Raw genomic sequence first — 13,636 nt, forward strand, 5'->3', positions numbered from 1 at the left:
AATAACTTCATATTTTCTAATAGTGGCGACTTGGAATAAGTATCTGTTAGACTACTATGCAATCACAGTGTAAGGAATGTAACTTGTGGTCAACGCATCTTCCAAGGCAAAAGTCTTCTGGCAATCGAAAATATGGGGTATTCTCCATGACCCCATTCTCAAGGCTCTACATGATAATACTGGACGTGGTGGTAACAGTTTTTGGCAGCGACTTGATGTCATGCAAGACTGGGTAGAAAATAATTGGAACCCGGAAGATTCTCAGGGAAAACTTCTGAAGCGAATGAAACTTGCAGACTACATTGCATCAGCTAGCGATAGGGGTGCGATCGGTAGTATTGCTAGTAGTGTAAATTATGACAACAATGGCTTAGAAATCAAACACCTGCTATCGGGTGCAACATTAAATTTTCGTGTATCCGAACACAACAGACTCATCTCAAGTAGACTTCAGTACCTAACACAAAAAGAAGATCAGCTGGTAGATTTAATTCCCCCAGCTATCCGTAATGACGAAGAACAGGTATTTTGGTGGTTGTGGAGATGCTTACCAGAAAAGGTATTTGAGCTATTTAATCACGATGATACCTTAATGTTAATGCCCGCAGAAACCCGACTTCCCGACAGTTCCATTTGGAGTCATGCAAGTATCACAGCAGCACTTGCGGGAGCATTGACGGGTTATGATGCAACCAGTGATGATTTAGAACGTTGGCAACCTGGAAAGGAAGTTTCCCATCCCTATGTAGTTTCGTTTACCTTTACTCCTGTCCAGGAATTAATTAAAGCTAGTCGTAAAATGCGAGATTTTTGGGCTGGTTCCTGGATTTTACATTACATTGCGGCGAAAATATGCTTTGAATTAGCCCTAAAATATGGTCCCGATAGTTTCCTCTATCCCAGTTTATTTCAACAACCCTTAATTGACCTTTGGTTAACTCAAAAATATCCCGATTTAGGAGTTACAAAACCTAATTTTCATGATTTACTAACGGCAGGTTTTCCCAATGTTATTGTCATGATTCTCCCCAAAGATAAGGTAGAAGCTGCAATGCAAATGGCAGAGCAAACCCTCAAAGAAACATGGCAAGAATTAGGGGATTTAGTATTTGATGAATTGCAGAAAAACCGTCGCTGGATGCGGGGTTTACGGAAAGAAAGTAAAGTCTGGGACGGTTGGTTACAAGCACAGTGGCAATTTTATTGGGCTGGTGTACCCTTGGGTAAGGAAGGGGAAGAATTGAAAAATGCAGCGATTTTGGAAGTTGATAAAGATAAATTTGAGCCTTGGGTAAATGCTCAAAATCAAGCTTTTAAAGCTAATTTATATAAGCCTGCTGAATTAAAATTTTTACGCCAAGCCTATCAACAAAGATTAGAAAGATATGGTCGTAAATTCAGCGTCAATGTAGGTTCTTGGTGGTCGAGTATTTTTGATCAAACCCGTAGCGCACTAAATGCGGTAAAAAATGCCAGAAATTGGGTAATTCCCACAGTATTTGCACCCCGTTCAACGATATCAGGTATTGGTGCAGTTGTCCATCCCCCCATCACATCCCATTCCTCAAATAATCACGATTGGGTGACAGAAGGGGATACAAAAAAATATTGGGAACGGGATGCAGGTTTATTTGATGGTCGGGAACAATTAAATGCGACGGAAGTTGTTAAACGGAGTTTGGAGAAAGTATTACCGAAGCTATTAAACTTAGAAAAAGATAATATTCAAGATGATATTGCTGCATCCTATCCCGATTTAACTGCTGGTGTTGCAGGATATCTCAAAGTGATGCAGGAACAGGAATTGTTCGAGCATTGGCGGTATTTTCACACAGTTTGTGATGCAATTAATCAAGAATACCCCTGGACTAGGGAAGTCATTAATGGAATGCGGGAAAAATGGGGTATTCCTTGGATGGATAATGATGGAAGACCCCAAAGGTATCATCCTCGGTTATTAAATTCTGGTTGGTTGGTGGAAGATGCTGAAACTGAAGAATTGCAGGAATGGGAAAGCAGATTAAAAAATGAAGATGATGAGGAAGTTAAAGAGGTAATTAGGCAACAAATTCGTGAAATTAAAATAAACTATCGTCAGGGTATTCAAAGGATTCTTGACCGCTATTATCCCAGTGCAAATCCATCGGATTGGTATGTATTAGCTGCTGGAGATGGGGATGGAATGAGTGAATGGTTGAAGGGTAAGAAAATGCCACCATATCGTGAATGTATTCCCACTAAAGTTCTAAAAAACACTACAGATAACAAGGATTTTCAGGAATACCTCAAATTAAATAAACATATGGGACCATCCACCCACAGCGCTTTGAGTCGAGCATTATTAGATTTTTCCAATCAGTTAGTACCCTATTTAACCGAACAACGCTATGCAGGAAGGTTAATTTATAGCGGTGGTGATGATGTTTTGGCTTACACGAATTTGTGGGAATGGGATAATTGGTTATGGGATATTCGTCAATGTTTTCGAGGTGATAAAGACCCAAAAAATGAATTTACCAATGAAGGGGATTATTGGCAATATAATCTTACCTCTAATCCCTCTCCTTTAACAGAGAGGGGAGTTAGGAAGATTAGTAAACGTCCTTTATTTACGATGGGAAGAAATGCCACAATTAGTTTTGGAATTGTGATTGCCCATCATTCTGTTCCCCTCGCAATTGCATTAGAAAATATGTGGGAAGCGGAAACAGCAGCAAAAGAACATACATCACCAAATAAACAGAAAAAAGACGCTGTACAGGTGAGAATTTTATACGGAAATGGTAATATTTTAAAAGCAACTGCTAAATTCAATGTCTTTCACCAATGGCAAGAATTAATTCAAATTAGTTCAAGTACTCATCGAAATATTGAAGCGAGTATCTTTGAACAAGCAGCGAATCTTTGGGAACAACACCCTGCACCAATTTCAGCAGCAATTCCATCTTGGACACAGACATTTTGCAACAGAAGAGAACAATTAAAAGATGAAACTCTCAAACAGCAATTTCAACAGATTTTATCGGAGTTTCTCTCAAGCTTATGGAATACAACACAACCAGAGGAACTAGACACTCAAGTACAAAGCTGGTTAAAACTAGCAGCTTTTACACTACGCGATCGCAAAATCAAATTGGGGGTAAATGAGCATGTATTGGTATAATCTCACTCCCTTAGATGTCCTGTTACTGCGGGATGCAAAACCCTTTTCTCCAGGAGAAAGAGCTTGGGCAAGTAGCGTATTTCCACCGAATGGTCATACAATTGTAGGTGCTATTAATACTTTAATTAACACTGGTAAAAACGATAAACATCCACTGCAAATTAAAGGGCCATTTTTCTGCTTTGATCAAACCCTATATTTCCCCCGTCCATTGGGATTTGTCGGTACTACTCCCCTGATTCCCGTCGATTGGGATGAAAATTCACCCTTCCATCACGTCAAAACCAATCCATCCCAACCCCGTCCTTTAGTTAGACCTTCCTCGATTCCGCAAAGTGACGATGAAGAGGATTCGACCCAGGAAACTCCAAATTATCGTCAATATTTACCCTATTCAACCGTTGCGACATATCTGCAAACAGGTCAAATTAAACCTGAAAATTGGTTAGTGCAACATCCAGGGGAAAACAAACCCTGGACAATGGAAACCCGACCCCACAATACCATCCAAGAGAACACCCGACAAGTTCAAGATGCAGACGGTTACTTTGTGGAGAATGCAATCCGAATGCTTCCAGGATGGAGTTTAGCTGTGGGACTGAATGTGGAGATTGACACACCAACCACAATTCGCTTGGGAGGAGAAGGACATCGGGTGTTATTGCACAGATGCGATGAATTAGGGAAGCAATGGGAGGAATTAGCAGCTTTATCCCAGCGTAACTTTATATCTGCAAGAGCGAAGAGAGCGATCGCCTATCTAGTGACTCCTGGAGTATTTGAACGCAAGGATAAAAATCACGGTCGGGAAACATCCACCTGTCAAGCAAGACCTTGGGAATGGAAACAGGGAGAATTAGTCAGTTTTGCTACCGATAAAGCTTTAGCAATTAGCTGTAGATTTCGGGACAAAAAAGATGAAACTAAGAGTATTCCTGCACCCCAGGTTTTTGCTGCAACTCCAGGGAGTATGTATTACTTGAACCAACCCCAGAGTTTGTATCAGGATAACCCGGAAACCAAGGTAAATAGCTGGAGGAAATTGGGTTATTCGGAATTACTGTGGATCAATTATCAAGTGTGAGTCAGGAATTCTAAATGATGAAATTAACTAGAGATTGGGTGAAGCATAATATCAGCTAACTTCGTATTTTCAGATTACTTGGAATTCTCAAACAGACCATCTATTCATTAAAATTCATTCAACTACATTCAATATGAACTATCTAACCTACACTTACTTGTTAACTCCATTACACACAGGTGCTAGTACCCAAGCAGGAAATTTGTTAGGAATTGCACGGGAAGCACAGACTGAATACCCCTATATTCCCTCTTCTTCTATCCGGGGTAAAATTCGTTCATTGCTAGAAAGTAATCCCTCAGTTCAAGCAGAAGCAGGTACTTTTTTTGGTGAAAGAATTAAAAATGGTAATCAACCAACAGAAGGAGAAGTATGGTTTGCAGATGCAACTTTATTATTATTTCCGATTGCTTCTTTTAGCCACCAATATCTATGGATAACCTGTCCTTTGTGGTTAAGTCGCTGGAATCGCTGGTTACAAAATCCAGATTTGACACAACTAATTCAAGAATGTAAATTGCAGCTACAAGATTCAAGTAAAAAAGTAGTTGCATCTGTGAAGGGTAAACAGGTATTTTTACAAGGTGCTGTTCTCAAAGAAAATGAAATTAGTCAACTAAGTAAATTAAGTATCAAGGCTAATTATTTAGATGTTTTTAAAGAAATACCCAATGGTAATGGGATTTTAAATCTCCAAGAAAAACTAGTAATTTTAGCTGATCAGGATTGTGCGGCTTTAGTAGAAATAGGTTTACAACGAGAAGTGAGAATAGCATTAAAAACAGATGAGAAAGTAGTCGATGGTGGTTCATTTCGTTCAGAAGAAGCAATTCCTTCTGAAACAGTTTTATTTTTCCCTTGGGGAATCAAAGCAAATAAAGATAAAACACCAACTCAAACAGTTCGAGAATTGTTGCTAGAAGTTTTAAATGACCGTTTGCAATTTGGTGGTTTAGAAGGTTTAGGGAGAGGTTGGACTGAAAATAAAACAGTTGCAGTAAAAAAATAGTTCTGCAAATATCAAAGATAATTAGAAATAGGAAACTAGAAAATGTTGAAGTTAGATACAAGAGATTTTAGTCGTCATGCTTATAATGGACTTTTAGAAATTAAAAAGAAAGTCCGTTCTAGCGACCATGAAAAAGCGAGTGCAATTGTGCAAGGAATATCAGCATATATTTCGACCTGGGGACTACACCGTCTCTGTGGGGATGGATTGAAATACATGAAGGCACGTTCGGAGGATACACGCTATAAAGGTCAGGTTTATCAACAGTTTTTAAAAACTTTGCAGGAGTTAAGCAATATATCTTTTGCTTGTGATGATGCAGGTAGTTTAATCGGAATGGATTTGCAGGTATACACAGGATTAAACCGTTTAGCGATTGAATTAGCACGGGAATGGTCTTTTTGGGTTGTACCAATTTTAGGTGAGGCAGAACAAGAATGAATCGTAATTCTCAACCAAACAAATCTAATTCTTCCAGTGATATTTGGCGTGAGTTTGTACAAGCAGAACTCAAAAATAAATCTAAACTGGGCACTTTGCTAGAATCATCTGTATACGGTGGATATGAGAATAAATGTCTCACCATTTATTTTAGCGATGATAACTTACGCAAAAACGCTCAGGGACAACTAAAAGTTATCCAAACTAAACTCGAAAATCAATTTAGATTAGTTTGCGATCGCATTTATTTTAAAACTGCTTCTGCACCTGTGGCTAACATCACACCCCAAGCAATTAATATGAGTGAATTAGGCAATCCATTACAAGCATTATACTGGACAGAAGCAAAACTTCCTGATGAGAACGATGAAGTGGAGAGAATGAAAATTCTTAAAGATACAGTTACTGCGGAAAAAAATTGTCAGGACATATATAAGAAATTGCGCGATCGCACTCTAAAACTAGTAGATAACCAAGAGGAAAATACCCTAAAAGTTACGTTTAATTGGCGATTACGTGTTGGTGGTACAAGGGGTTTTAGGGAATTACTACTGCCTGTATTACATCCTGTTTTTGGTATACCTTATATCCCTGCTTCTACCCTTAAGGGTGCTGCGTGTACTTGGGCTAAAAAACATGGTGCGTCAGCACAGATATGTGATTTATTAGGAATGTTAGAAGGGAAGAATGCTAAAGCTGCAAAAGTTGAATTTTTAGACGCATTCCCCATTAAACCATGTTTAAGTATTGATGTGGCTACACCGCAATGGTCTTGGGAACGGAATGTGGTTAAATATCAGCCTGTACCCCATGCATTTTTAAGTTTATTCCAGCCAGAATTTTTAATTGGTTTACGTCTGACAGCCCAGGGAAAAAGTGATAAAAATCTCGATAAAAATGTCGTACAAACTGTCAAAGAATGGTTAGAAAATGCACTTTTAGAAGGTATCGGCTCCCGTGTAAGTAGCGGTTATGGATTAGCATTATTAAATAAACCAAATAATATTCAATCTAGCTACGAATCAACTAGCTATGAATTTGAATTATGGACTCAGGGAATGTATGGTTACAATCCCCCATCAAGAGCTAATGGATATAAGGGAGATGTAGAATTTCGTCCGAGTGCTATCCGGGGAATTCTCAGATATTGGTTCCGTGCAGTTGCATTAAGTTTGTACGATATCTCGACTTGTCAGAGTTTAGAAAGCCTATTATTTGGAGAATTAGGAAAACAAGGTAAAATTTCCATTGCGACAAGGATAAACCCATCTCCAAGTCAAGAACCTTATTGCTACAGAGGAAGAATTTATTTAACAGCAACAGAAACTAAATATCTCCTGATTGCTGAACAATTATTAATTCTTGCTTCCCATTTAGGAGGGGTTGGAAGAGGTTCAAGACGACCATTACATTTATTAAATAAAAGAATGCGGGGTTGTCATTGGGAGGTCACGAATAGTAATTTACCGCTAGCTTATAATGAACGTCAATGGAAGGACTTATTTACAAATTTAAAAACAGCTTTTCAGCAAATTAAATCATCAACAAATAACTATACCAGTAGTCCTAGTAAGCTAAAACAAAGACATCAAGACGTATTAGATAAAAATGCTCAAGTTTGGTTAGTCAAATCACCAAATCAAATTCCACCACAAAAGGTTAAGAATTGGCAAACGGAGGGAACTAACGCCAATGTGAAAGGTACGGCATTAGATTTTTTCTATGGAGATACTCGCTTTAAAGGAATGAGTAATGGAACAGGAAATGCAAATGTTGGTGGAGCATTAGGAACACCATCATTCGTTTGGATAAAATCAATTTTTCCATATCAACAAGAACCCTATCAAGTTGTCACTATCTTTGGTTGTGACCATCCAGATAGACTTCAATATGCTCAAGAGTTAGATAAATTAAGAAAGTCAAATCAAGCAATATTAGTCTTTGGATAAATGGCAAATAATCCCAAAATATCGCCATCAAAAACGAAAAAATAGTGATTAATTTAATTGATTATTCAGCACTTCAATTATCAAGAGAAAGGTTCAGGATACCCACACCACAATAATTGAATATTTTCACTTGATACAATTTAATTACCAATGAATTCATGAATCAAGTAGAGCCAGTAGATACCTTAATCATTACCGTGGGAACACGTCAAATTGGATGGCGCTGTCAAGATGGTGTAATTCGTTCCTTTGGTGCAGATGGAAATATTAGCTATCCCCGTCACGTTGATGAACTTTATCGAGAACTAGGAATTGAACGGGGATATTATCAAGAAACTGATGAAAAAGGACAAGAAAAAACTTTTCCTTGGAGTGCGCGCGATATTGGCAAGCGATATTATGATTATTGTGTAGAATGGTTGGGTGAAGATTTTAGTCAAGTTGAATTACTTTTAGATAGTAAAATTATTGAACAGGCTGTTAAACAAGGATTAAAGCATATTATTTTGTGGGGAACAGACCAACCAGAAAATGTCTCTTGGTTTTACCGTCGTTTGGATACCTTATGGTTGGCAAAATTAATGGCAGGAAAAATTAGGCAACAATATCCTAAATTAAGAGTTGATGTTCATACTCCAGTTATCCATGCAAATGATAGCGATGCAATTCGTCAAGAATTAGAAGTATTAATAATACCAGAAATACTCGATTATTTTTCCAGTTCTAGCAATCGAGAGTTTGTTTTATGGATTCAAAATAAAGGATGTACCCCCGCGATCGCATCTTGTGTGGAAATCTGTGCTGCTGCTTTGGTTCGTCAGTGTCGGATTTTTAATGCGACTCCAAATGAACCGGAAGAATTTTTCCCAGCTTTAGCAAATGGTGCTAGAACTGCTTCTTATTCTCAAGATTTTAAATTAATTGCAATGGGAGAATATTTCTGGTCTTTGGAAAAATTACGAGTTATCTCTGCTTGGGAGCGGGGTGATTTTGGTGAAGCACAAATCTGGTTAAAAGTACATTTAAATCGTCATTCCTGTTTGTATAAGTTAGCTGGTATACTCACACTTTATACGAATTGGGAGATGGATAAATTTATTCCGGAGATTGGTAATTTTATCAATTCTAAAGAAGTTGCCAAAATTGTGGATGGTGAGACAATCAAATCTTGGCAAGAAGCACTGAATAATATGAAAGCAAAAGATGTAATCAAAACTTGGGAGTCAGCATTTTTAATTGAATTAGCATTAACCAGAAAGAATTATACTGCGGCTTTTATACAGTTTGCGCAAACTATAGAACGCTTGCTATTTATTCAATTTACAGAAAATAGATGGCTTGAGAAAGGTTTTGTGACCATCCCACCGGAGAAAAAAGACCTAGGAAATAAATATAACCCTGGATTTACGGCTTTAATTAAAGGTTGGTGTAATTATCGTAAAATTGACACCAATGATAAATGGTATAAATTATTAGATAGGATTCGTGAAAAACGCAATGAATTAGTTCATCAATGTCAATCGCTGAATTTATATGATATCCGTCGTGTCTGGAACGATGGGGGATTATTTCCGGTGAAACTCTCAGATAATCCCGAAGTGATAAGAGATTTAATGTTTGATGTCCTTCAAGAAGTTACCAGTAAAGTCGATAAAGTTGATATAAATAAGTTACTTGTACGCAACCTGTATCACTGGGGTTTAACCAGGATTTCTCACGAGTAAGTTGTCAGCTTTGAATAACAAATTGATTTTCCTTCTATTCACCACTCCCTACTCCCTATGAGTTTTAGGGTTTTGCGAGAAACGCGGGTTAAGGGTACTGAAGGATTCAACTTTTATTTTGCTTGTAATACTTGCTCTGCTGTTAAATCGACTTGGGGAAACAAAGGTGAATTTAGGCGATCGCTACCTCGATAAACCTTTTCCTCATACAGACCTTCAACCAATTCCAATACCGTTACCTGTTGTTGAAGCGGATCGACAATCCAATATTCGGCTATTCCCCTAGCTGCATACTCACTGCGTTTATAGCGATAGTCTCGCTTTTCCTGGTTAGGACTGACAACTTCTACAGCTAGCAAAGGTGGGGGCATATCCATTAGTATAATCGATCTGCTTGCACCTTCCATTGCTGCTGCTAATTCCTCCGATAACACCAACAAATCCGGTAAACGGACGGATACCCTTTTTCCACTGACTACCATCTCCGTCTTCACCGTTAATCGATAGGAAGGAATTCCCTGTTGAAGCAAATATGCTAACAAAAACATGGCTATTCGTCGATTGATTTCGCTCTCAGAAGGCATCCAAATCAGTTCCCCATTTTCCAACTCGTATAGGTTATCCGTACCGTCATCATAGGAGAGGAACTCTTCCAGGGTCATTTTCTGGCTGGTAGTTGTCATTTCTGTACTCCCAACGAGATTTTATTATACATCCTAGCAGTCTTAAATTATTTATAAAATTTTACATGTAGGGTTGTTAACTGTTAACTAAGTCAAAGGCTTGATTTTCTTTTCCAGTTCGTAAGTCCTGCTATCTATCATCCCGCAATTAAAGTTAATTATTCTCGAAGTTTCTTCTCACTATAAACAACAAAACGTCAATTTGGATAAATCAAGATTGCGGAGATTTGAAAAATATTGCAAAATCCCATTTACCCTATCTTCTGCCACTACATTAAATTTATCGACTGAATAATGTGACCAATCACAAGGGGTCTAAATATGATGATGCTCTCACGTATTGTGGCTATAATTACTCAATTTATTTCTGAAGCTGCGATCGAAATTTTCGCACCGGAACATGACGATTATCCACCAACTGGTTTCCAACCGTTTACAGGTGAACCATACAAGGGTAAAGCTAACTACGATTGGTAGGGTAGGAGACAAAATTTTTTCCACGATTGGCATGATTTTTGAGCATAATTAATTAACGGTGGCTGTGCAGATGCATATCCATCGTTTTAATTTTTAACTATTTGACAGGTTTGCTGTCTGATTTTGATAAATTTACCAACAAAATTCATCTGTTGCATGTGGGTAAATTGGTATTAATTTGATTTTTTTTACCTTATCATAGGTGAGTGTGATTTTTGATGAAATTATTCGAGTTTTTCAAAAATTTAGTCTATCAAAAATTTCCGGGATTTATTTTTCGGTTTTTAGCCCATTCCAATGATGCGATCGCTGATTTAAAAAAATACAATTTTTCGATGGTGTTAAATTTAGATGACAATGCCATTAGTCGGCCAATTCTCGTGAAAGGTGAATATGAACAACATGTGACTCAAGTGTTATTAAAATATTTGCAACATTGCAAACCCGAACTGTATTTTTTCGATATTGGAGCTAATTTAGGCTATTATAGCCTCCTTGTCGCCAGTCAATGTCCTCAAGCCAAAATATATAGTTTTGAACCCGATAAAAACAACTTTCGTTTATTCACCACCAGCATTAATTATAATCAATTTCAAACCGCGATCGCACCCTATCGATTAGCAGTGAGTGATGAGAATAAAACCATTGTGATTTCCAACCTTGGAAATCAAGCCAACTATGGAGCTAGATTTACTGGTAATACTGTCCACGAGTTACGGAATTATGTTCATGGAGAGAATCCTTATTATGAGGAAATCCCCGCAGTTCGTTTAGATGATTTCTTAGCAGATATTCCAGTAGATATTGTCAAAATTGATATTGAAGGCTATGAACCATCTGCCCTCAAAGGAATGGTCAATTTGTTAAAAAAGAATCATCCGATTATTTTTGCTGAGTTTGCTCCGTCTAATTTAAAAGTGTTTGGCAAAATCGAACCGCAAGAATTTCTCTATTTTTTTACGAATCTTAACTATACCATCAATTTAATCGATAAAAAAGGCCAGGTGATTGCCTATGAACAGAATATAAACCAGTTGATTCAAGATTTTGCTACCTATCAAACACACCATGTTGATCTGATTTTTACCCCCGGGAGAAAAAGTGAGTCAAATCCTGTGTAAGTAGGAAACGAAATGTTTAATACAGCAGTCAGAGCGGGATTTGTGAAATATTACATGTAGGGTGGTTAACGGTTGACAACTGACGCTTAACAGTCAGCTGTCATCAGTCAACGGCACACTATTTTTCACGACTTAAACTAGGATTGTTGTAGTGTGTTACGCGACCATAAACCTTCAATTTGCCGGAATATGCTTTTCTAATTGACTGGAAACCTGTATTATGGGCGCTGAATTGCCATGTCAGTTGCGCGAAAGTGCATATTGCCGTCCGCACCGAGAATAAATTCCTGCGGGATAATAGTTGGTGTAGACAATCTGTAGCTTAGTTAGCATTAGACAAGACTATACTTAAACCTTTGACGATGAAGAAATGGCAGAAAGGTGAAAATACATCCGTTAGCCATCACTTGTAGTTCGCTCGTCAAAAATCCAGGTATAATACCAGCAATTTGATCGGCAATTAAATTGGTAATTTTTGTAACTATATTTAAGTTTAATACCTGTGGCGCAAGTAGTTATCGAAAACGTTTACAAAAGTTTTCCTCCTCGTCAAGGGGAAGGGAAATCAGCACAAGTCAAATCCGGTTCCCCATTAGGGAAACAGAACGGGGGAAACCGTCCCGAGGCTATAAATGTGCTGCGACGGATTAATTTGACCGTGGAAGATGGCGAATTTATGGTTTTGGTAGGGCCATCTGGTTGTGGTAAAAGTACTTTACTACGGTTAATTGCTGGTTTAGAAACGATTACGGGTGGAAATATTTGGCTGGGTGAGAAGTTAATTAATCAACTTCCCCCCAAGCAACGGGATATTGCGATGGTATTTCAAAATTATGCCTTGTATCCCCATTTAACAGTCTATGACAATATTGCCTTTGGATTGCGTCGGCGTTTTTTGGAGATGCAAGATGTCAACAGTGTTAATCCTTCGGTGAATCACTTTGCTAAAATGGGTGAAGATTTACTGGTGGGTATTACTCGTAACCTTCCCAAGGGGTTGAGGTATCTGTCCTCAAAGGAATTAGCTGTCCAGGAACGGGTGCGAAATGTTGCACAGTTGTTACAAATCGAAGGATTGTTGCATCGCTTACCCAAACAACTATCGGGAGGACAACGACAACGGGTAGCACTAGGAAGGGCGATCGCTCGTAATCCCCAGGTTTTTTTGATGGATGAACCCCTATCCAACCTAGATGCAAAACTCCGCGCAGAAACGCGATCGCAAATTGTCAAACTTCAGCGTCAATTGGGAACTACAACTATTTACGTCACCCACGACCAAACGGAAGCGATGACAATGGGCGATCGCATTGCCATTCTCAATCAGGGACAGTTACAACAGGTGGCTCCTCCCCTGGAATTATACAACCGTCCCGCCAATAAATTTGTGGCGGAGTTTATCGGTTCTCCACCGATGAATTTTATTCCCGTCAAATTTCATGCATCCCAACAAATCATTACCAATGGAGATTTTCGCATGACCCTTTCCCAAAATTGGGCCAATGCATTGCAAAAATATGACGGATGTCTGGTGATTTTGGGAATTCGTCCGGAACATTTAGTTGTCGGTGTACCTGCAACTAAAAACTTACCTGTCCAGGTTGAATTGATCGAAAATCTGGGTAACGATAGTTATGTTGCCACCAAAATTGCGATCGCGAACTTTGAGTTTCGGGGTTTTATGAGTGAGTCGATTCAAGTTCGCATACCCTCAGAACGTCCACTGCGTTTAGGTGAACAAATTTGGTTATCTTTAAATCAAGATAAGCTACACTTTTTTGATCCAGATACGGAAGCGGCAATTTTTCCTCGCACACCGATTAATTTACCCTTTGAAAAACCCAAACCCCAGGTAAACTGAATTTCATCCATGAAATAAACCCCACTTCCTTGCTAGAAAATAGGGAGTGGGTACAGATGTGACATGTTACGTCTGTAGGGGAGTGGGGAGTAGGAAAATAAGGTGACTCAAAATAATCGGGGTT

The 13,636-nt window shown here is 38.5% G+C and carries 10 protein-coding genes; 9 read left to right on the forward strand and 1 reads right to left on the reverse strand.

What is annotated here, in order from left to right:
* Nucleotides 1-85 precede the first annotated feature (85 nt).
* The 6 genes from cas10 (at nt 86) to CDC37_RS05030 (ending at nt 9,370) form a co-directional block, all read left to right on the forward strand.
* Nucleotides 86-3,163, forward strand: a complete 3,078-nt coding sequence (cas10, locus tag CDC37_RS05005) for a type III-B CRISPR-associated protein Cas10/Cmr2 (protein WP_096620764.1) — start codon at nt 86-88, stop codon at nt 3,161-3,163.
* A complete protein-coding gene (locus tag CDC37_RS05010) occupies nt 3,150-4,247 on the forward strand; it encodes a type III-B CRISPR module-associated Cmr3 family protein (protein ID WP_096620765.1) in 1,098 nt (365 codons plus the stop codon). Before cas10 ends, CDC37_RS05010 begins: the two co-directional genes overlap by 14 nt.
* 133 nt (nt 4,248-4,380) lie before the next feature.
* Entirely contained in the window at nt 4,381-5,256 is an 876-nt protein-coding gene (gene cmr4, locus CDC37_RS05015) for a type III-B CRISPR module RAMP protein Cmr4 (protein WP_096620766.1), read from the forward strand.
* 42 nt (nt 5,257-5,298) lie between these two features.
* A complete protein-coding gene (locus CDC37_RS05020; RefSeq protein WP_172892753.1) occupies nt 5,299-5,697 on the forward strand; it encodes a hypothetical protein in 399 nt (132 codons plus the stop codon).
* On the forward strand, nt 5,694-7,646 hold the full coding sequence (locus CDC37_RS05025) for an RAMP superfamily CRISPR-associated protein (RefSeq protein WP_096620767.1): 1,953 nt from the start codon (nt 5,694-5,696) through the stop codon (nt 7,644-7,646). The genes CDC37_RS05020 and CDC37_RS05025 overlap by 4 nt, the downstream gene beginning before the upstream one ends.
* Before the next feature lie 158 nt (nt 7,647-7,804).
* Nucleotides 7,805-9,370, forward strand: coding sequence for a hypothetical protein (locus CDC37_RS05030; RefSeq protein WP_096620768.1), 1,566 nt, complete (start codon nt 7,805-7,807; stop codon nt 9,368-9,370).
* A gap of 113 nt (nt 9,371-9,483) precedes the next feature.
* Here the strand turns inward: CDC37_RS05030 and CDC37_RS05035 are convergent, their stop codons facing one another.
* Nucleotides 9,484-10,053 carry a Uma2 family endonuclease gene (locus CDC37_RS05035; protein WP_096620769.1) on the reverse strand — a complete coding sequence of 190 codons (570 nt, stop codon included), beginning with the start codon at nt 10,051-10,053 and terminating at the stop codon, nt 9,484-9,486.
* A 321-nt stretch (nt 10,054-10,374) separates the two neighbouring features.
* Between CDC37_RS05035 and CDC37_RS24005 the strand changes: the two genes are divergently transcribed.
* The 3 genes from CDC37_RS24005 to CDC37_RS05045 all read left to right on the forward strand — a co-directional run bounded on the left by CDC37_RS24005 (nt 10,375) and on the right by CDC37_RS05045 (nt 13,512).
* Nucleotides 10,375-10,530 (forward strand): hypothetical protein, encoded by a 156-nt coding sequence (locus CDC37_RS24005; protein ID WP_157780654.1) that lies wholly within the window; start codon nt 10,375-10,377, stop codon nt 10,528-10,530.
* 218 nt (nt 10,531-10,748) lie between these two features.
* A complete protein-coding gene (locus CDC37_RS05040; RefSeq protein WP_096620770.1) occupies nt 10,749-11,651 on the forward strand; it encodes an FkbM family methyltransferase in 903 nt (300 codons plus the stop codon).
* A 502-nt stretch (nt 11,652-12,153) separates the two neighbouring features.
* Complete coding sequence (locus CDC37_RS05045; protein WP_096620771.1) at nt 12,154-13,512, forward strand: ABC transporter ATP-binding protein; 1,359 nt, start codon at nt 12,154-12,156, stop codon at nt 13,510-13,512.
* Nucleotides 13,513-13,636 lie beyond the last annotated feature (124 nt).

It is taken from the genome of Calothrix sp. NIES-3974 (assembly GCF_002368395.1).
Lineage (GTDB): Bacteria > Cyanobacteriota > Cyanobacteriia > Cyanobacteriales > Nostocaceae > NIES-3974.

Bases quoted from the DNA above. Each gene is read 5' to 3' on its own strand.
- CDC37_RS05025 (WP_096620767.1), top strand. From the start codon at position 5,694: ATGAATCGTAATTCTCAACCAAACAAATCTAATTCTTCCAGTGATATT.
- CDC37_RS05020 (WP_172892753.1), top strand. From the start codon at position 5,299: ATGTTGAAGTTAGATACAAGAGATTTTAGTCGTCATGCTTATAATGGA.
- CDC37_RS05030 (WP_096620768.1), top strand. From the start codon at position 7,805: ATGAATCAAGTAGAGCCAGTAGATACCTTAATCATTACCGTGGGAACA.
- CDC37_RS05035 (WP_096620769.1), bottom strand. From the start codon at position 10,053: ATGACAACTACCAGCCAGAAAATGACCCTGGAAGAGTTCCTCTCCTAT.
- CDC37_RS05010 (WP_096620765.1), top strand. From the start codon at position 3,150: ATGTATTGGTATAATCTCACTCCCTTAGATGTCCTGTTACTGCGGGAT.
- CDC37_RS24005 (WP_157780654.1), top strand. From the start codon at position 10,375: ATGATGATGCTCTCACGTATTGTGGCTATAATTACTCAATTTATTTCT.
- CDC37_RS05040 (WP_096620770.1), top strand. From the start codon at position 10,749: ATGAAATTATTCGAGTTTTTCAAAAATTTAGTCTATCAAAAATTTCCG.
- cmr4 (WP_096620766.1), top strand. From the start codon at position 4,381: ATGAACTATCTAACCTACACTTACTTGTTAACTCCATTACACACAGGT.